The organism is Marivita sp. (assembly GCF_048006345.1).
Lineage (GTDB): Bacteria > Pseudomonadota > Alphaproteobacteria > Rhodobacterales > Rhodobacteraceae > Marivita.
On sequence record NZ_CP180351.1, the window covers coordinates 1457710 to 1476511 of the forward strand.

At 60.3% G+C, this 18802-nt stretch carries 24 protein-coding genes; 7 read left to right on the plus strand and 17 right to left on the minus strand.

The window, feature by feature from the left end; translation table 11 throughout:
• Window positions 1–47 precede the first annotated feature (47 nt).
• On the plus strand, window positions 48–566 hold the full coding sequence (locus ACMVPR_RS07195) for a glutathione peroxidase (protein WP_416882286.1): 519 nt from the start codon (window positions 48–50) through the stop codon (window positions 564–566).
• Here ACMVPR_RS07195 and ACMVPR_RS07200 read toward each other — a convergent pair whose 3' ends face one another.
• The 4 genes from ACMVPR_RS07200 to ACMVPR_RS07215 form a co-directional block, all read right to left on the minus strand.
• Window positions 567–803, minus strand: coding sequence for a YdcH family protein (locus tag ACMVPR_RS07200; RefSeq protein ID WP_292266880.1), 237 nt, complete (start codon window positions 801–803; stop codon window positions 567–569).
• A gap of 81 nt (window positions 804–884) precedes the next feature.
• Window positions 885–1625 carry a thermonuclease family protein gene (locus ACMVPR_RS07205; protein ID WP_416882287.1) on the minus strand — a complete coding sequence of 247 codons (741 nt, stop codon included), beginning with the start codon at window positions 1623–1625 and terminating at the stop codon, window positions 885–887.
• Between the two features lie 58 nt (window positions 1626–1683).
• Window positions 1684–3192, minus strand: a complete 1509-nt coding sequence (gene betC / locus ACMVPR_RS07210; RefSeq protein ID WP_416884630.1) for a choline-sulfatase — start codon at window positions 3190–3192, stop codon at window positions 1684–1686.
• 175 nt (window positions 3193–3367) lie between these two features.
• On the minus strand, window positions 3368–4315 hold the full coding sequence (locus tag ACMVPR_RS07215) for an MBL fold metallo-hydrolase (protein WP_416882288.1): 948 nt from the start codon (window positions 4313–4315) through the stop codon (window positions 3368–3370).
• Window positions 4316–4442: 127 nt separating this feature from the next.
• Between ACMVPR_RS07215 and ACMVPR_RS07220 the strand changes: the two genes are divergently transcribed.
• Genes ACMVPR_RS07220 through kynU form a run of 3 tightly spaced genes read left to right on the plus strand, consistent with a single transcriptional unit; the run spans window position 4443 to window position 7241 of the window.
• On the plus strand, window positions 4443–5198 hold the full coding sequence (locus tag ACMVPR_RS07220) for an SDR family NAD(P)-dependent oxidoreductase (RefSeq protein WP_416882289.1): 756 nt from the start codon (window positions 4443–4445) through the stop codon (window positions 5196–5198).
• Window positions 5195–6028 carry a tryptophan 2,3-dioxygenase gene (gene kynA / locus ACMVPR_RS07225; RefSeq protein ID WP_416882290.1) on the plus strand — a complete coding sequence of 278 codons (834 nt, stop codon included), beginning with the start codon at window positions 5195–5197 and terminating at the stop codon, window positions 6026–6028. The genes ACMVPR_RS07220 and kynA overlap by 4 nt, the downstream gene beginning before the upstream one ends.
• A 19-nt stretch (window positions 6029–6047) precedes the next feature.
• Complete coding sequence (kynU, locus tag ACMVPR_RS07230) at window positions 6048–7241, plus strand: kynureninase (RefSeq protein ID WP_416882291.1); 1194 nt, start codon at window positions 6048–6050, stop codon at window positions 7239–7241.
• A gap of 27 nt (window positions 7242–7268) precedes the next feature.
• Here the strand turns inward: kynU and ACMVPR_RS07235 are convergent, their stop codons facing one another.
• The 13 genes from ACMVPR_RS07235 to ACMVPR_RS07295 form a co-directional block, all read right to left on the minus strand.
• Complete coding sequence (locus ACMVPR_RS07235; protein WP_416882292.1) at window positions 7269–8051, minus strand: gamma-glutamyl-gamma-aminobutyrate hydrolase family protein; 783 nt, start codon at window positions 8049–8051, stop codon at window positions 7269–7271.
• A gap of 11 nt (window positions 8052–8062) precedes the next feature.
• Window positions 8063–8491 (minus strand): GlcG/HbpS family heme-binding protein, encoded by a 429-nt coding sequence (locus ACMVPR_RS07240; RefSeq protein WP_300589053.1) that lies wholly within the window; start codon window positions 8489–8491, stop codon window positions 8063–8065.
• A 14-nt stretch (window positions 8492–8505) separates the two neighbouring features.
• Entirely contained in the window at window positions 8506–9726 is a 1221-nt protein-coding gene (locus ACMVPR_RS07245; RefSeq protein ID WP_416882293.1) for a cysteine desulfurase, read from the minus strand.
• Window positions 9719–10309, minus strand: a complete 591-nt coding sequence (locus ACMVPR_RS07250; RefSeq protein WP_416882294.1) for a YIP1 family protein — start codon at window positions 10307–10309, stop codon at window positions 9719–9721. The genes ACMVPR_RS07245 and ACMVPR_RS07250 overlap by 8 nt, the downstream gene beginning before the upstream one ends.
• Window positions 10306–10794 carry a YIP1 family protein gene (locus ACMVPR_RS07255; protein ID WP_300589058.1) on the minus strand — a complete coding sequence of 163 codons (489 nt, stop codon included), beginning with the start codon at window positions 10792–10794 and terminating at the stop codon, window positions 10306–10308. Before ACMVPR_RS07255 ends, ACMVPR_RS07250 begins: the two co-directional genes overlap by 4 nt.
• A gap of 6 nt (window positions 10795–10800) precedes the next feature.
• The gene (locus ACMVPR_RS07260) at window positions 10801–12078 is read right to left on the minus strand and encodes a SufB/SufD family protein (protein ID WP_416882295.1); all 1278 of its coding nucleotides are present in this window, start codon (window positions 12076–12078) and stop codon (window positions 10801–10803) included.
• Window positions 12078–12833, minus strand: coding sequence for a Fe-S cluster assembly ATPase SufC (gene sufC / locus ACMVPR_RS07265; protein ID WP_300589062.1), 756 nt, complete (start codon window positions 12831–12833; stop codon window positions 12078–12080). The genes ACMVPR_RS07260 and sufC overlap by 1 nt, the downstream gene beginning before the upstream one ends.
• A 64-nt stretch (window positions 12834–12897) precedes the next feature.
• Entirely contained in the window at window positions 12898–13218 is a 321-nt protein-coding gene (locus ACMVPR_RS07270) for a heavy metal-binding domain-containing protein (protein WP_292264720.1), read from the minus strand.
• A 13-nt stretch (window positions 13219–13231) separates the two neighbouring features.
• A complete protein-coding gene (locus ACMVPR_RS07275) occupies window positions 13232–13600 on the minus strand; it encodes a hypothetical protein (protein WP_416882296.1) in 369 nt (122 codons plus the stop codon).
• 121 nt (window positions 13601–13721) lie between these two features.
• On the minus strand, window positions 13722–13901 hold the full coding sequence (locus tag ACMVPR_RS07280) for a hypothetical protein (protein ID WP_300589063.1): 180 nt from the start codon (window positions 13899–13901) through the stop codon (window positions 13722–13724).
• Between the two features lie 45 nt (window positions 13902–13946).
• Complete coding sequence (gene sufB, locus ACMVPR_RS07285) at window positions 13947–15470, minus strand: Fe-S cluster assembly protein SufB (protein ID WP_416882297.1); 1524 nt, start codon at window positions 15468–15470, stop codon at window positions 13947–13949.
• Window positions 15471–15492: 22 nt separating this feature from the next.
• The gene (locus ACMVPR_RS07290; protein WP_416882298.1) at window positions 15493–16536 is read right to left on the minus strand and encodes a cysteine desulfurase family protein; all 1044 of its coding nucleotides are present in this window, start codon (window positions 16534–16536) and stop codon (window positions 15493–15495) included.
• A gap of 114 nt (window positions 16537–16650) precedes the next feature.
• On the minus strand, window positions 16651–17109 hold the full coding sequence (locus ACMVPR_RS07295) for an Rrf2 family transcriptional regulator (protein ID WP_292264725.1): 459 nt from the start codon (window positions 17107–17109) through the stop codon (window positions 16651–16653).
• Between the two features lie 174 nt (window positions 17110–17283).
• Between ACMVPR_RS07295 and ACMVPR_RS07300 the strand changes: the two genes are divergently transcribed.
• Genes ACMVPR_RS07300 through ACMVPR_RS07310 form a run of 3 tightly spaced genes read left to right on the plus strand, consistent with a single transcriptional unit; the run spans window position 17284 to window position 18797 of the window.
• On the plus strand, window positions 17284–17937 hold the full coding sequence (locus tag ACMVPR_RS07300) for an alpha/beta hydrolase (RefSeq protein WP_292264727.1): 654 nt from the start codon (window positions 17284–17286) through the stop codon (window positions 17935–17937).
• A 12-nt stretch (window positions 17938–17949) separates the two neighbouring features.
• Entirely contained in the window at window positions 17950–18186 is a 237-nt protein-coding gene (locus ACMVPR_RS07305) for a hypothetical protein (protein WP_085631993.1), read from the plus strand.
• A gap of 29 nt (window positions 18187–18215) precedes the next feature.
• Window positions 18216–18797: an HD domain-containing protein gene (locus ACMVPR_RS07310; RefSeq protein ID WP_416884631.1), complete on the plus strand. Its 582-nt coding sequence runs from the start codon at window positions 18216–18218 to the stop codon at window positions 18795–18797.
• The last annotated feature ends 5 nt before the right edge of the window (window positions 18798–18802 follow it).

An 18802-nucleotide genomic window follows, 5' to 3' on the forward strand; every position in this document is an offset into this window, starting at 1 on the left:
TTCCTTTGGCCGACAATCGCCTAACTCCCTTGGTAAGGAGAGATCATATGCGCCCGCTTCTATCAGCCATCCTCATCACCTGCGCGACGCTGGCGCAGGCTGCCATGTCCAGCTTTACCTTTCCGTCCATTGATGGCGGCGAGATCGACCTTGCGGCATGGCGCGGTCAGCCGGTGCTTGTGGTCAACACAGCGTCACGCTGCGGGTACACTCCGCAATATGACGGGCTTCAGGAGCTTTATGACACCTACCGGGACCGCGGGCTTGTCGTGCTGGCAATCCCGTCCAATGATTTCCGGCAGGAACTGGCCAGCGACGAAGAGGTAAAGGATTTCTGCGAGGTGAATTTCGGCCTCGATTTTCCGATGACCACCATCACCTCGGTCCGGGGCGACAGTGCGCATCCGTTCTACAAATGGCTCGAAACCGAAACGGGATTTGCGCCAAGCTGGAACTTCAACAAAGTTCTGATCGCCCCAGATGGCAGCGTGGCCGCGACATTCGGATCGAACGCGCGGCCGATGTCCAGAACGGTGACCGATGCGATCACCGCTCTTCTGGACTGATCATGCCTGAAGGTACCCCCAGATCTGATCCTTGAGCGCTGCGCGCTGCTTTCGCATTTCGGTTTCGGCGAACTGATCCATCGGTTCCACGTTAGTTTCGGCCCTGTGCACGCTGCGATTGATGTCGTGATAGCTGTCGAACAGCTTGGCGAAATGGGCGTCGGACTGCTTGAGCGCGCTCATTTTATCGACATGCTCCGGGAATTCCTCGGCCAATTCGTGTGGGGTATGTGACATGGGTCCACTCCTCTCCTGATGTTTTCACCGTCAACATGTCAGAGAGGTGCATCTTTCACTTTGACCCGGATCAAACCGCGATCAATTCCGCGCTTTTCTCCACCCGGCGGCGCGGGCTTCGTCCTCGGAGCAGAACCAGCGTTCGCCCTTGGTCGGTGAGATGCGGGTCTCGGAGTAATATTTCTGTCCGGGCACGTGATAGATACGTTCGCCTTTGCTCACACTGATATTGCCTTTGATCTTGCACTTGGGATTGAGGACGTTGGGCAGCCAGCTGCTTTTTGCCGGGGTGCCTCGGTTCACCGTCACAGTCTTTGCACCGGTCTCGGTTCGCGCCGTGACAGGTCGCGCCTGCGCCCGTTGCGCCGACCGAAACGCGGCGGGCGACATCACCCCCGTGGCATGCAGACCGCGCCCGTTCACGGCAGCGCCCTTTTCCGCGAGATCGTAGTCCATGCCGTATTGGCGATAGGCAAAGGCCAACCCTTCACGCACCAAGCGTTCGCCGACATCCTGCCCGTCGACGCTGCATTTGGCGACGGTCCGACCGTATTGGTCGGTATCGAGCGCGGTACACCGGGCGCTGCGCCCTTCATAAAGAGCGCGGGTTTCAGACCGGACCCAGTCGCCACAAGCCCAGGCTGGGCTGTTGGCATCGCCGCACATCTGATCGGTTTCCGGCGCGTCGATGGCATGCAGGCGCACGGTGGTGCCGTCAATCTTGAACGTGTCGCCATCGACCACGCGAATGGTCCCATTCGGCCCAGCGGAGGCAGGCGTGGCGAGAAGAAGGGCGGCAGTAAGCAAAACGTATCTTAACATTCCGTAAATATGTGCAGCCAAAAATGGCCAAACAATGGAATCCGTTAAGAAAGGTTAATCATTCGCCGCGCGGGAAGCGTTGGTTTTCCTCAAGCACGTTCAGATCCATATGATTGCGCATGAACCGCTCGGATGCATCGCGCAGGGGTTGGTAGTCCCACGGGTAGTATCCGCCCTGCCGCAAAGCCTCGTAGACCACCCAGCGTTTGGCCTGTGACGCCCGCACCTCCGCATCGAACCGCGCCAGGTCCCATCGCGCCTCAGACTTCGCCCGTAAGCTCTGCACCGTGCCCTGATGGTCGGGATGATCGGCCAGATTGGTCAATTCATGCGGATCAGCCTCCAGATCGAACAACTGATCGGGATCAAGCGAGCAGCGATTGTACTTCCACTTGCCGTATCGCAGCGACACCAGCGGCGCATAAGACGCCTCGGCCGCGTATTCCATCGCCACCGGGCTTGTGCGTTCACCGCCCTGCCCCAGAGGTACCAGCGATTCCCCGGTCGTCCATGGCATGACCTCTTCCATGCTCACCCCCGCCAGAGCACAGAGCGTCGGGCAGACGTCGATCGTCGAGACCGGATCCGTCACCAGGCCCGCCGCCATCTCCGGGGCAGCGATCATTAGCGGCACCCGCGAGGCCCCGTCATAGAAACACATCTTGAACCACAGACCCCGTTCGCCCAGCATATCGCCGTGATCCGACACAAAGAGGATGATCGCCTCCTGCCGCGTGTCTTCGAGCACCTGGAGGATCTCGCCGATCTTGTCGTCCAGATAGGAGATATTGGCGAAATAGGCCCGACGAGACCGGCGGATGTCGTCCTCGGTGATGTCGAAATTGCGCCAGTCATTGGCGTCGAAAATGCGCTTGGCATGCGGGTCATGGTCCTCATATGCCATCGCGGGCACCTCGGGCAGCAGGTGCTCGCAATCTTCGTAGAGATTCCAGTATTTCCGCCGCGCGACATAGGGGTCATGTGGATGGGTGAAGCTGACGGTCAGGCACCACGGGCGGTCGTCCTTGCCGCGCGACAGATCATAAAGCGCGAGCTTGGCCTGGTAGGCAACCTCGTCATCATATTCGAGCTGATTGGTGATCTCGGCCACCCCCGCGCCCGTGACCGAGCCCATGTTGTGATACCACCAGTCGATCCGCTCACCGGGTTTGCGGTAATCCGGCGTCCAGCCGAAATCGGCGGGGTATATGTCGGTGGTCAAGCGCGCCTCGAACCCGTGCAACTGGTCAGGCCCGACAAAGTGCATCTTGCCGCTGAGCGCGGTGTAGTATCCCGCCCGCCGCAGGTGATGCGCATAGGTCGGAATCGAGGATGGGAATTCGGCCGCGTTGTCATAGACGCCGGTGGCCGAGGGCAATTGCCCCGACATGAAGGCCGCACGCCCCGGCGCGCAAAGCGGGCTTGCGGTATAGGCGTTCTGAAACCGGGTGGAGCGAGCCGCCAGTTTCTTGAGGTTGGGCGCATGCAGCCAATCGGCAGGACCATCGGGGAACAGCGTCCCGTTCAACTGGTCCACCATCAGAATCAGGATGTTCGGCTGCATGATCGCCCCTTTGCGCTGTTTGTTGCGCGACACTGGTGTGATGAGGCGATGGCGTCAATCCGGGCCGGGCGAAGATGCGTCAGCGCATCTTCCGTTTCCGTTGACGGAAACGTTTGAGGGGCCAGCCCCTCAAACTCCCCGGCATATTTGTAAAAAGAAGAAGATCAGACCGAAGCGCTTATTCCCATTCCATCTCTTCAAAGACGCGCCCTGCGTTTTTGGTCGCCAGTTCCTCGAACGTATCCAGATGTGCCCAGTTCGACTGGTCCACGTAATAGGCACTGGCCAGATCGCCGCCTTCGTCGATATGGGCGCCGATCTTGGCGCGCAGGTCCTTGATGTAGTCAGAGGTATAGCGCGTCACCTGCGCCATGTTGGTTGGGTGGCCGTGGCCTGGGATCACGTAGGTCGCCCCCAGCGCCGTGAACGGCCCGTCAAAAGTTTCGACCCATGCATCGGTGTCGGTTTCCGGAAAGATCGGCGGCATGCGTTCATGGAAAGCGATGTCGCCCGCGATCACGATGCCCCATTGCGGAATCCACACCTGCGTGTCGCCGGGATCATGCGCCGGGCCAAGATGCAGAACTTCCAGCGTCACATCCCCCATCTCGACCACGTATCTGTCGGAAAAGCTGAGGTTCGGGACGGCAACCGTCGTGCCCTCGGCCTTGTCCCGATTGTAGCGCTGCATGCCTTGCAGGATGAAATCGCCGTTCTTCTCGACCTCTGCGATCGCATCTTCATGGGCCAGGATATCAACGCCAAGGCCCGCCCAATAGGAATTGCCCAGCACGGCATGACCCTGCCCGTTCTCGTTGATCACCAGCTTCACCGGCTGATCGGTGATCGCCTTGATCTCGTCATGCAGGGCTTTTGCCAGACGGGCCGACGCGCCGCCATTGATCACCACCACACCGTCGCCTGTGAGCACAAAGCTCAGGTTATTGTTGTGGCCCGAGTTTTCATAGGTCGGCGGCGCGGTGGCTCCGATGGCCGAGAAGACATGCGGGATCACTTCGACCGGTTTGTCGTAAAGCTCTGACTGCGGGTACTTGTCGGCAATGTCTTCGCTGGCAGCGGCCATCTGGGCCAGGCAGCCGATGGCGAGGGTGGAAATGATACGCATGACGCTCCTCCTGTGGTCGCGCACACATTCATGAACGTGAATGAGAAAAGCAACCCCCCGCAGGTGGGCCATCTTGCCACTGGCAGCAGGACATATACGGTCGGGCCAAACGGTTTTGGGAGGCGACATGACACTCACTGGCAAACATGCCCTGATCACAGGCGGCGGGACAGGAATCGGCTTGGCCATCGCCATCGCATTGAAGGACGCAGGCGCAGAGGTGACGATCACAGGACGCCGCGCCGATGTGCTGCAAGCGGCGGCGAACGCCCACGGGCTGCACGCATTGGTGATGGATGTGCAGGACGAGGCCTCGGTGGTTGATGGGATCGCAGGCGCCGTTTCCGCACGAGGGCCTGTGCAGGTCTGCGTCGCCAATGCCGGCATCGCCGAAGGCCGCGCGTTGCACAAGATGGACATGGCGTTCTGGCGCAACATGATGGCGACCAATCTTGACGGGACGTTCCTCACGATCCGCGAAAGCCTCAAGTCGATGCACCAGACCGACTGGGGCCGCGTCATCGCCATCAGCTCCATCGCCGGGCTGCGGGGGCTCAAGGGCGCGCCCTGCTATACCGCGTCGAAACACGCCATGATCGGCCTGATCCGGGGGCTGGCCGCCGACTATCTGGGCAAACCCTACACGTTCAACGCGATCTGCCCGGCCTATGTGGACACGGATATCGTCCCGCAGAACATCGACCGGATCATGGCGCGTACCGGCATGAGCGAGGACGAGGCAAGAGCCGTGATGGTGGGTGCAAACCCCCATGGCCGCCTGATTGCGCCCGAGGAAGTGGCCGAGGCCGCGCTCTGGCTCTGCGCGCCCAACTCGGGCAGCGTCAACGGTCAAGCCATCCAGATCTCAGGAGGTGAGTTTTGAGCGACCCCTACGATCCGGCGAAAGACGGCGCGCAGATGTCGTTTGACGGGCGCATGTCCTATACTGATTACCTTGGTCTTGACGCTGTTCTGACCGCACAGCACCCGCTGAGCAGCGCACATGACGAATTGCTGTTCATCGTCCAGCACCAGACGTCGGAGCTTTGGATGCGGCTGGCGCTGCATGAGTTGCATGCGGCGCGCACCACCCTGTCGGGGGCCGAGATTCGTCCAGCCTTCAAGATGCTCGCCCGTGTGTCGCGCATTTTCGAACAGCTCAATTCCGCATGGGATGTGCTGCGCACCATGACGCCCAGCGACTACACCACCTTCCGCGAAAGCCTTGGCCAAAGCTCGGGCTTTCAGTCCGCACAGTATCGCGAGATCGAATTTCTTCTGGGCAACCGTAACACCTCCATGCTCAAACCCCACGCCCACCGGCCAGACCTGACCGCGCGCCTGACTGCCGAGATGGAGAAGCCCTCGCTCTATGACTGCGCGCTCGCGCGACTGGCGCAGGTGGTGGCTGTGCCGGAAGATGCCCTGACCCGAGATCGGACAAAGCCACATCAGCCGAACGAGGGGGTGCAAGCCGCCTGGGCCGAGGTCTATCGCGATCCAAGTCGGTACTGGGATCTCTATGAATTGGCGGAAAAGCTGGTCGATCTTGAAGACTATTTCCGCCGTTGGCGCTTCAACCATGTCACCACCGTGGAGCGGGTGATCGGCCTCAAACGCGGCACGGGGGGGACGGGTGGCGTGTCCTATCTCAAGCGCATGCTCGAGGTTGAGCTTTTCCCTGATCTCTGGCACCTGCGGACCAAACTCTAAGACCCCGGAAAGGGACGACATGACCGATTTCACCGCCACCCGCGCTGCGTTTCATTTGCCCGACGGTATGATCTATCTCGACGGCAACTCTTTGGGGCCATTGCCGAAATCGGCGGCGGCTCGCGTTGCGCAGACCGTGACCGACGAATGGGGCGATCACCTCATCACCGGATGGAACGCCTGCGGCTGGATGGACATGCCCGCGCGACTGGGCGACCGGATCGGGAGGCTGATCGGGGCCGAGCCGGGGCATGTGGTGGTGGGCGACACGCTGTCGATCAAGGTGTTTCAGGCGCTTGCAGCGGCGTTAAAGTTGAACCCCAACCGACGCGTGATCCTGTCGGACACCGGCAACTTCCCGTCCGACCTTTACATGGCCGAAGGGCTGATCTCGCTGCTTGGCCCGGACTACGAACTGCGCCTTGTCGCGCCCGAAGAGGTCGAAGCCGCGATCACAGACGAGATTGCCGTGTCGATGATCACCGAGGTGGATTACCGCACCGGGCGCAAACACGATATGGCGGCACTCACGGCCAAGGCACATGAAGAAGGCGTTGTAACTGTCTGGGATCTCGCCCATTCCGCTGGCGCGATCCCGGTCGATCTGGCCGGGGTCAACGCCGATTTCGCGGTCGGTTGCACCTACAAGTACCTCAATGGCGGCCCCGGTGCGCCCGCCTTCATCTATGTCTCGCCCCGCCACGCCGATATGGCCCTGCCAGCATTGTCCGGGTGGCTGGGGCATGACAGCCCCTTCGCGTTCGACCTTGGCTACAAGGCAGGTGCAGGCATTTCCCGGATGCGGGTTGGCACACCGCCCATCGTACAGATGGCGGCCTTGGACGCGGCGCTCGACGTGTGGGACGATGTTGACCTGCAAGACCTGCGCGCGCGGTCCATCGAACTGTCGGAACGGTTCATTGCGGGGGTTGAGTCCACCTGCCCCGATCTGACCCTCGCAAGCCCACGGGACGCGGCAGTACGCGGGTCTCAGGTCAGCTTCAAATTCGACGAAGGCTATGCCGCGATGCAGGCTCTGATCGCACACAAGGTGATCGGCGATTTCCGCGCGCCCGACATCATGCGCTTTGGCTTCACACCGCTTTATCTGAGCCTTGAGGATGTGGATCAGGCGGTTGAAATTCTTGCACGGATCATGCGCGACCGGCTCTGGGACACACCCGAATTCAAGCAGCGCAAAGCGGTGACCTGAGGCGCGCGGGTCTGCGTCGGCGGAGACTTACACCGCGCCTACGCGGCGTCCGCCGACACTCTCGCCGCAGGCCCAGGCCCGCACCGCATCGCCGAAAGCCTGAAACAACGGCCGCGACACCGGATCGTTCGCCGCGTCCCATTCCGGGTGCCATTGCACCGAAAGTGTAAAACCTGGTGCGTCCTTCACATAGGTCGCCTCGGGCGTGCCATCGGGCGCGTGGCCTTCGATCACAATCCGCGCGCCGGGGGTCTTGATCCCCTGCCCGTGCAGCGTGTTGGTCATCACTTCGTTGGAGCCGAACAGGCGATGAAACACACCGCCTTCTTGCAACGTCACTACATGGCGCAGGGCGAATTTCTCTTCCAGCGTCCCGTCAGGTGGCATCCGGTGGTTCATCCGCCCCGGCAGATCACGGATCTCAGGGTGAAGAGTACCGCCCATAGCAACGTTCACCTCTTGAAATCCCCGACAGATGCCCAGAAACGGCTGACCGCGCTCTACACAGGCGCGCACCAATGGCAAAGTGATGGCGTCTCGTGCCCGGTCGAACGCGCCATGCGCTTCGGTTGCGGCCTCGCCATACTCTTCGGGATGCACATTGGGTCGCCCGCCGGTCAGCAGAAACCCGTCGCACACCTCCAGCAGCTCCTCGACCGACAGAAAGCGCGGGTCTGCAGGCACCAGCAGCGGCATGCATTCAGCCACCTTGGCCACCGCTTCCGAGTTCATCGAGCCACCCGCATGTGCAGGGTACTGATCGTTGATCAGGTACTGGTTGCCGATGATGCCGACGACGGGCCGCGCCATGATGTGTATCCTTATATTTCCGCGGTCAGACCCACGGATTCGATCCCAGCCTTGGCGGCAGCCGCATCATTGTCCGAGGTATCCCCGGTCACGCCGACGGCGGCCAACACGTTGCCCTTGGCATCGCGGACCAGCACGCCACCCGGCACTGGTACCATCTGTCCGCCAAGCGCCGCGCCTGCTGCGGTGATGAAATAGGCCTGTTCTTCTGCCCGCTTCTTCTGCGCGCTGCCTGCCATGCCCAGCATCACCGAACCATAGGCCTTGGCATGCGCGATCTGGAAGCGCCCGGGGCTTGCCCCATCCTCACGCTCGAACGCCTGCACGTTGCCGCCTGCGTCCAGCACGATGACCGAGAGCGGTTTCATGTCCGCCGCGCGCCCAGCTTCAAGCGTCTTGCGGATGATCGTGCGCGCGCGGCGCAAAGATAGGTTAGCCATTCTGTCCCCCCACTTCAGGCAAATAGATCATGCGCCAGTTCAAGCGCATCCACCAGTTTGTCCACTTCTTCTTCCGTATTGTACATCCCGAACGACGCGCGACAGGTGGCGGTCAGCCCGAGATGATCCATCAGCGGCCCAGTGCAATGCTGACCCGCCCGCACCGCGACGCCCTTTTTATCAAGGATGGTCGAGATGTCATGCGCATGTGCAGCGCCATCCAGCGTGAAACTGAAGATTGCCGCCTTGTCAGGCGTTGTGCCCTGCACTTGCAGCCAATTCAGGCCATCCAGACGCGTCCGCGCGTAATCCCGCAGCTTTTTCTCGTGGGCGGCGATGTTCTCCATCCCGATCCCCATCATGTAATCAAGCGCAACCCCAAGACCAATCTGCTGCACGATGCCCGGCGTGCCTGCCTCGAACATCATGGGCGCATCGTTCCAGAGCACCTCGTCCTTGTGGACCTCGCGGATCATGTCGCCGCCGCCAAGGAAAGGCTGCATCTCGGCCATGCGCTCCTTGCGCATGTAGATCGCACCCGACCCGGACGGGCCGTAAAGCTTGTGGCCTGTGATGGCGTAAAAATCGCAGCCGATCTCTTCGACATTCACAGGCATATGCACCGCCGCCTGCGACCCGTCGATCAGCGTGGCGATTCCGCGTTCGCGCGCCGCGTGGCAGATGGTCTTCACATCCACTACGGTGCCCAAGACGTTCGACAGATGGGTGACCGCGACCAGCTTGGTCTTCGGCCCCATCGCGGCGATCACCGCCTCAGGGTCCAGATAGCCGGTGCTGTCCACATCGACCCACTTGATCACCACACCCTGCCGTTCGCGCAGAAAGTGCCAAGGGACAATGTTGGCGTGATGCTCCATCACCGACAGGATGATCTCGTCCCCGGCCTTGAGGTTCGGCATACCCCAGCCATAGGCCACGGTGTTGATCCCCATGGTGGTCCCGGTGTTCATGACGATCTCGTCTTCGTCCTTCACACCGAGGAACCGCGCGATCACGCCCCGCGTGCTTTCGTATTTCTCCGTCGCGAGGTTCGACAGGTAGTGCAGCCCGCGATGGACGTTGGCATATTCCTCGGCATAGGCGCGGGTGATCGCGTCGATCACCACCTGAGGCTTCTGTGCGCTCGCCCCGTTGTCGAGATAGACCAGCGGCTTGCCATTCACCTCGCGCGACAGGATCGGGAAATCGCGGCGGATTTCGGTGACGTCATACATATCCAGGTATCCCTCCGGTCTGGACGCCAAGAAGGCTGAAGATCAAACTCAGCCCCAGCATCATGCCGACAACGGCCAACAACAAGACCAGACCAGCCCTCAAAAGGCTTCCCATCTCGTGTGCCACATCAATGAAATTCACGAAGATCCAAATCCCCAGCACCGAGGCGGCGCTGATCAGGACCCCCGAGAGAAACAGGCTGAACGGGCCAACCACGGCCACCACTGCCTGCATCACGACCCGTAAAGCCTGCAGCCAGATCACAAGGATGGCAATCTGCGGAACGCCCGCGCGGCCACCCATCGGTCTGCCGCAGAGCGTCACCGCGACGATCAGCGCTCCCACCGACACCGCCAGCATTGCGCCGAAGACGGTCGGGTTCACCAGAACCGCACCAAAAAGATCATTTGCAGGCACCAGCATCAGCGACGCCGAGAACATCAACGTGTTCAGCACGATGACCAGCGCAAAGGCCAGCCACAGCGCTTGCGACGGCAAATTCATCGCCAACAACAGCCGTGCCACATCGCGCGGCGCCACCACCGTGTTCAACGCCAGCCGGAAAAATCCTTCGAATGTCACGCCGCCCCCCCGCGATAGACGGCCAACATGCCAGCGATCCAGAACCACATGAAGATGCAGAACCAGATCAGTCCGACGATGGTCAACTGTATCCCCGCGCCGATATAGCCCGCCACAAGCCCATTCAGCAGGATCAGCGGGGACGAGGCCAGAAGGCTCCAGAAAAGGGCGATCCTTGCGTTGAAGGACGGACCCTGGCCACCGATCGCCCGCGCGATCAGATGGGCGACAAAGGCCAGCGCATAAAACAGCAACGGCGCCAGAAACACAGTCGCCATCAACGTGCCGCCCAGCAGCATGTTCAGCTCCAGCCCCTCCAGATGCGCCTGACGGGCCAGAGCAGGCCAGCGCGCAATGAACAGGATCGCGCACGCCCCCATGAGGATCGCCAAGGCACGGTCCTCGCGCTGTCCGGCATTCACCAGTCGGCGCACAACCTTGCCCGGCCCCCGATACGTGGCCGCGATATCCTGCGTGAACGGCATCGCTGCTTAGCCGCGACGCCGTGCAAGCCACGCCTCGACGCGACCGTTGATCTCGTCCTGCAGGCCTTCGTCCTCGATCTCCATCACCGCTTCCGCAAGAAACGCGATGGTCAGAAGGTCCGTCGCCGGCCCCTCTTCAATCCCGCGCGAGCGCAGGTAGAACAGGCCTTCCTCGTCAATCGCGCCAGAAGTCGAGCCATGCGAACAGGCCACGTCGTCTGCGTAGATCTCAAGCTCCGGCTTGGCGAGGAATTGGCTGTCCTCGTCCAGAAGCAACGATTGGCTGATCTGGTAACCATCCGTCTTCTGCGCGCCTTCCTTCACAAGGATCTTGCCCTGGAACACGCCCGTCGCGCCGTTGCGCAGCACTTTCTTGAACACCTGACGGCTTTCGCAGTTCAGCGCGTCATGGGTGATGAACACCGTGTCGTCATGGTGGAAATCACCGTCGCCCACACAGGCACCCGCCACGTGTGCGGTCGCATTGTCGCCAGTCAGTTCGATGACACATTCGTTGCGCGTCAACACACCGTTGGCCGTCAGGGTAAACGACTTGAACACCAATTCCTCACCCAGCCGGGTAAAGATCGCTGTCGCCGCACGACGCTCGTGGTCGCGACCCTGCGCCCGGACATGCTGGAACGTCCCGCCATCCGCGATCTCGACCTCCATGCATTTGTTGAACCGGGCCGCCGCCGGACCGTTTTCCAACAGCGTCAGTTCGGCACCCGCATCGATCTTCACAACATGGTGGAGGATCGCATCAGAAGTCTCTGATTCATGACGGTAAATCAGGCTGATAGGCTTGGGCGCCTTACCTGTGACATGGATCAGAACGCCGTCGGTCGCAAAGGCCGAGTTAAGCGCTGCCAAAGGCCGCTGAACAGGGGTCTGGCCCCGCGTTTCCAGCACGCCGTAGAGGTCTTTCGCCCAATGTATGTCGGGCGCATCCGCAAGCCGGTCGATGGTCACATGGTCCATTGCCAGTTCATCGGAATCCTCAGCGCTGAACACACCGTCAACAAACACAATCTTGAGACGGTCAACCGCTCCAAAAATCGGCTCTTCATCGCCTTCCAGCAAGGCCGCGCTCGGCGCTTCCGGCTGCACCAGCGTATCCGGGCGGGTATATTTCCAGTACTCATCGCGCCCGCTTGGCAGACCCATCGCCTGCACACGCGCCAAAGCATCCTCGCGCGCCGCCTGTGCCCAACCGCCCTGCGGCATGTCGAGCGCCGCAAGCCTCGCGTCGGTGGCATCCTGTTTTATCTGCGGCAACGCCATTACACCGCCTCCGCCAGAAGATCCGCGTAGCCGTTGTTTTCCACTTCAAGCGCAAGCTCGGGACCACCGGTCTTGATGATCCGGCCATCCGCCATGATGTGAACCACGTCCGGTTTGATATGGTCCAGCAGTCGCTGATAGTGCGTGATGACAAGGAACCCACGCCCCTCGTCGCGCAGCGCGTTCACACCGTCGGCCACCAGTTTCATCGCGTCCACATCAAGGCCCGAGTCGGTCTCGTCCAGAATGCACATCTTCGGCTCAAGCATCGCCATCTGCAGGATTTCGTTGCGCTTTTTCTCGCCGCCCGAGAAGCCTACATTGACCGGACGCTTCAGCATCTCGGCGTCGATCTTCAGGTCCTTCGCTTTGGCACGGATCACCTTGAGGAATTCGCTCGCCGACATCTCTTCTTCGCCACGCGCCTTGCGCTGGGAATTCACCGCTGTGCGCAGGAAGGTCATGTTGCCAACGCCGGGAATTTCCACCGGATACTGGAATGCAAGAAAGACACCTGCCGCAGCACGCTCTTCCGGCTCCATGTCCAGAATATCCTCACCATCCAACGTCGCCGAACCCTCGGTCACTTCGTAGCCATCCTTGCCGGACAGCACGTAGGAGAGGGTCGATTTCCCCGACCCGTTCGGCCCCATGATCGCATGCACCTTGCCCGCTTCGACCGTCAGGTTCACACCCTTGAGGATCTGCTTGTCTTCTTCCTCGAGTTGCACGTGCAGGTTCTTGATTTCCAACATTTTCTTGCCCTTTTCCATTTGGTTGCCCAACCATGCGGGCGATATCTGTTCTGTAAGTGCGGCCTCAGCCGCGATCCGTCAGCACGGCGGTGCCGCTGGCGGACACCATCAACATCGAATTGCCGACCACTTCGTAATCCAGATCCACGCCGACCACGGCATTGGCCCCAAGCGCCACGGCACGCTGCTCCAATTCGCGCATCGCCACATCCCGTGCGTCCTGCAACTTGGCCTCATACGCGCCCGACCGACCGCCGACGATGTCCGTGATCGACGCGAACACATCGCGGACCACGTTGGCACCCATGATCGCCTCACCCACCACGATCCCTTTGTATTCAAGGATCTTCTGGCCTTCGATGTTGTTTGTCGTCGTGATGATCATGGCTACCTCTTTATTACGCCTTTTTCGATGGTTCGTCGCTTTTGTATCGGTGCAAACCACCATTCTTACTCAGTTCTTCAAGCTGTCGTCTCCTCTCAGATGCGATCGATTTGCGAACATCCGCTGCCAATCTGGCAACATGGCGTGTTTTCGCGCCGCCGATCCACCAAACGAAAAACGCCGCGCACGAAACCGCCACGATCAATGTGAAGAACACCTTGAGAAAAAGAGGCAGCCAGACCATTGGGTGAAACGAGAACAGAATAGTTGCCGCGATACATACGATCAGAAACGCAAAAATGCCTTCCCTTGCGCCACTAGTGTGTCTTGAGTCATGGATATTGCTCAGGGTCGTGTGGATCTCTGTGAAATTCGTTCTCACCTAAACACCCATTCTGATATATGCATAATGTCTTGCCGGACTCCCATTATTGCATTGCCCACCTCAACCCCCTTGCAACCGAAAGTCTTCTGGCCTTCGATAATGTTGGTCGCCGTGATGATCATGTTTTCCTCTTCAAAACCAGTTGCGCGAACAGCGATCCCGTAAACCCGGACGCAAAAGCCAATGCAATCGCCATCCACATCGCCAGAGCGTCTGTCAGCACATCCACCACAACTGCGAAAATTGCGCAGAAAACGCCGGTCACAACGGACGTGATCAGGATGGCGGATATCGGCATGGCAAATACTGCGGCGCGGACCGAACCGGGCCGCCCCGGCTCTCCCTATCCCACAGACCCTTCAAGCGAGATCGCCACAAGCTGCTGCGCTTCCATGGCGAACTCCATCGGCAGCGCCTGCAACACATCCCGGCAGAACCCGTTGACCACCAGCGCAACAGCCTCTTCCTCGTCCATGCCGCGCTGGCGGCAATAGAACAGCTGATCGTCATCCACCTTGGAGGTGGTTGCCTCGTGCTCGACCCGGCTCGAGTTGTTCTTGACCTCGATATACGGGACGGTGTGCGCCCCGCACTGGCTGCCGATCAGAAGGCTGTCGCACTGGGTGTAGTTGCGGCTGTTCTTGGCTTTCGGATGCATCGACACCAAACCACGATAGGTGTTCTGCGCATGACCGGCGCTGATCCCTTTCGAAACGATCCGGCTCTTCGTGTTCTTGCCCAGATGGATCATCTTCGTGCCGGTATCGGCCTGCTGGTAATTGTTGGCGATGGCGATCGAATAGAACTCGCCCTGGCTGTCATCACCCCGCAGGATGCAGGAGGGGTATTTCCACGTCACCGCCGACCCGGTCTCAACCTGCGTCCACATCACCTTGGCCCGGTCGCCCCGGCAATCGGCCCGTTTCGTCACGAAGTTGTAGATACCGCCCTTGCCGTTCTCGTCACCCGGATACCAGTTCTGCACCGTCGAGTATTTCACCTCGGCGTCTTCTTCGACGATGATCTCGACCACCGCTGCATGCAGCTGCGCGATGTCGCGCTGCGGCGCGGTGCAGCCTTCAAGGTAGGACACGTAAGACCCCTTGTCGGCGATGATCAGCGTGCGTTCGAACTGACCGGTGTTTTCCGCATTGATGCGGAAATACGTGCTCAATTCCATCGGGCAGCGCACACCCGGCGGCACGTAAACGAACGAGCCATCCGAAAAGACCGCTGAATTGAGCGTTGCGTAGAAGTTGTCCGACACCGGCACGACCGAGCCGAGATATTTCTTCACAAGCTCCGGATGCTCGCGAATGGCCTCCGAGATCGAGCAGAAGATCACGCCCGCCTCTTTCAGCTCTTTCTGGAACGTTGTGCCCACGGACACGGAATCGAATACCGCATCCACCGCGACCTTGCGGCCCTCGGCGGGCAAGTCTTCGGCACCTTCGACCCCCGCAAGGATCATCTGCTCCTTGAGCGGAATGCCCAGCTTTTCATAGGTTGCGAGCAGCTTCGGATCGACATCGTCGAGCGATTTCGGCTTCACTTCCATGCTTTTCGGACGCGCGTAGTAAAACTGGTCCTGAAAGTCGATCTCGGGATAATCGACCATTGCCCAAGTCGGCTCTTCCTTCTGCAGCCACCGCTCATAGGCCTGCAGACGCCACTCTGTCATCCACTCCGGCTCTTCGTTCTTTTCCGAGATCAGACGCACGATATCGGGGGTCAAACCCTTGGGCGCATATTCCATCTCGATATCGGTGTTCCAGCCGTGCTTGTACTTGCCACCAACCTGGCGCACCGCATCGACGGTTTCCTGATCCACGCCTTCCTTGACGGTCACATTATCCAAAGCAGCCATGCTTGCACCCCTGTCTTGTTTCTCACGCGGCTCGCGCGCGGTGTTTTTCCCATTTGGTCAGCCACGTCTCGGCAAACCGCATCACATCGTCTTCGGTTGTCTTCGGCCCGAGCGAGACGCGGATCGCGCTGCTGGCTGTGACCGTATCGAACCCCATCGCAGTCAGCACCGCGCTGGCCTTGACCTTGCCACTGGAACAGGCCGACCCCGCACTGATCGCGAAACCCGCCAGGTCCATCTGCATCACTTGCGTCTCGCCCTTCCAGCCGGGTGTGGCCAAGCATGTCGTGTTCGGCAGACGCCGCCCTTCTTTCCCGACAAAAATAGTCTCTTTAGCGCCAGCCTCAATAGCCGAATCTAGAATGTTTCTAAGTTTTTCGACCCGACCCCAAACCCCGGCGTCCAGATCCCGTGCCGCTGCTTCCGCGGCTGCACCAAATCCCGCGATCCCGATGACGTTCTCGGTGCCAGAACGGCGCCCCATCTCCTGACCGCCGCCCTTGATCTGCGCCGCAAGATCGGTTCCGCGTTTCATCACCAGCGCGCCGATCCCTTTTGGCCCACCCAGCTTATGCGCAGAAATCAATGCCATCTCGCAACCAAGCCAGTTGAACGCAACGGGCAGTTTGCCAAAACCCTGCGTCGCATCCACCACCGCCAGCCCTTGCGGCAGGTCCTGAACAATCCCGGTCTCGGAATTTGCCAGTTGCAAGGCGGTCCGCGCCGGATCAGTCATCGTCACTTGCCCCGCCTCATCGACCGCCAAAACTGGATCAATCCACGCCCGCACCGCATCATGCTCGATCCCGGCGCCGAACAACCCGCGCCCGGCGCAGGCCAAAGCGGCAGCCTCGGTTGCGCCGGAAACAAATACGATATCCGCGCCATCCGCGCCAAACGCCGCCGCCACCTGTGCCCGCGCCCGCTCGATCAAGCCTTTGGCCGCCCGCCCTTCGGCATGGACGGAAGACGGGTTGCCCGCGACATCCATCGCCGCGATCATCGCGTCGCGCGCCTCAGGCCGCAGCGGCGTGGTCGCATTGTGATCCAGATAGACGCGCGCCACTCTAAAGCTCTCCCGGCTTCTCTGGTTCAGAAATACTTCGGGGGTGAATTGGCCGCAGGCCAAGAGGGGGCAGCGCCCCCTGCCGGTCGGATTGGCGCAGCCAATACGATCCCATCACTCGTCCACCACGGCAAACAGGTTCGGCACAGCAGGGCACGGAGCCAGCGAATTGCCAACCACATCCGACAGCCGGGTCTGGTGCAGGAACACATAGACATGCGCCGACAAACCTTCCCAAAGCCGGTTGGTCATCGATTGCGCACGGCTGCCCGACAGGCCACCTGACGCGCCCGCGCCCTTGTGCATCGCGTCCACCGTTTCATCAACCGCGCCCAACACATCAACCACCCGGATATCACTTGCCGCCTTGGCCAGCCGATACCCGCCCCCGGGTCCACGCACCGACGCAACCAGCCCGGCCCGGCGCAGCTTGACGAACAATTGCTCGAGATAGGGCAACGAAATGTCCTGCCGCTGCGCGATATCGCCCAGCGTCACCAATGTCCCGTCCGGCTGCAGGGCGATATCCGCCAGAGCAACCATCGCATACCGACCTTTCGTACTCAATTTCATGGCCGTCTCCCAAACGCCCGTGCGACACAATTGACCTTGCAAGGGCAATTGCCTATGTGCGGATAACCATTTCGGGGAAGCTTCCCGATTTAGAACCATTCTAAGAAGCCTGAGTGAAGCTGTCAAGATTTACGGACGGCCGCACCAGAGCCAAAGCAGGAGCCACCACCGCCTATGCCCGAGGTGATTTTTCCCGGACCCGAAGGCCGCCTCGAAGGCCGCTATCATCCCCAAAAAGAAAGCGATGCCCCCATCGCGATCATCCTGCACCCGCATCCGCAGTTCGGCGGCACGATGAACAACAAGGTCGTCTACAACCTGCACTACGCGTTCTACAACATGGGCTTCACCGTGCTGCGCTTCAACTTCCGCGGCGTCGGGCGCAGCCAGGGTGAATATGACCAGGGCATCGGAGAGCTGTCTGACGCCGCCTCTGCGCTTGATTACCTGCAATCCATGAACAACAATTCCAAACATTGTTGGGTTGCGGGTTTCAGTTTCGGCGCCTGGATCGGGATGCAGCTTCTGATGCGCCGCCCCGAGATCACCGGCTTCATCTCGGTCAGCCCGCCTGCCAACATGTACGACTTTTCCTTCCTCGCCCCCTGCCCCTCGTCCGGCTTGATCATCAACGGAACAGGCGACCGCGTCGCACCTCCTGCCGACACAAGGTCGCTGGTGAACAAGCTGTCCGAACAAAAGGGCATCACCGTCACACATACTGAAATCGAAGGCGCCGACCACTTCTTCAAGGAACCGCACATGGATACGATGATCGACAATGTGACGGGTTACGTGAAGCGCCGCCTGACCGAGAACAGCCGTTAAGGATCACCCTCCATGTCGATGGTACAAGAGCTTGCTGAAAAGCTTGCCGACGACACCCTCAAGGCGATGAAACATCTCGATGACGACCGCTTCTTCATGGAAGTCGCGGCCGAACTCGGGGCAGCCTCGACCACTCTGGAAGAGGCGTTTCTGACCGCAATCCGCGTGCGGCTGGCCGAACGCAAGGCCCGCGCCTTTATCCGGGCGCGGATCGAAGGCCAGAAGAAAGACGAAAACTTCGGACGCTGAGCGTCTTTTCCGAAGCCGCGCGCAGAGGTATCATGTCCCGCCTGGATCAACAAATGGCGTTCCTCAGCGAAGTGGACCGCCTGAAGTCCATTATGCGCGCCACCACGCTCTGCGACGGCTCGCGGATGGAAAACAGCGCCGAACATTCCTGGCATATAGCACTTTATGCGCTTGTTCTGGCGGAGCATTCCGAAGCGCCTCTCGACATCGGCAAAGTCATCAAAATGCTCCTGTTGCACGACATCGTTGAGATCGACGCGGGCGATGCGCCGGTCTTTGGGGATCACGATGTCACCGCGATGGCCCTTCAGGAACAAGCCGCCGCAGAGCGCATCTTTGGCCTTCTGCCCGACGATCAGGCGCACGAGTTCCGCGCCCTCTGGGAAGAATTCGAAGCAAATGAAACACCCGAAGCGCAATTTGCAAAATCCATCGACCGGATGCAGCCACCGATGCAGAACCTTGCATCGGGAGGCGGATCTTGGATCGAGTACGATGTGAGTTATGATCGCTTTGCCGCGCAGATCGGCCCCAAGATCAACAAGGGCGCGCCAAAAATCTGGGCATGGCTCCAACCCAAAGTGGCGGCATTCTTCGCTGCGCGGGACTGATACGC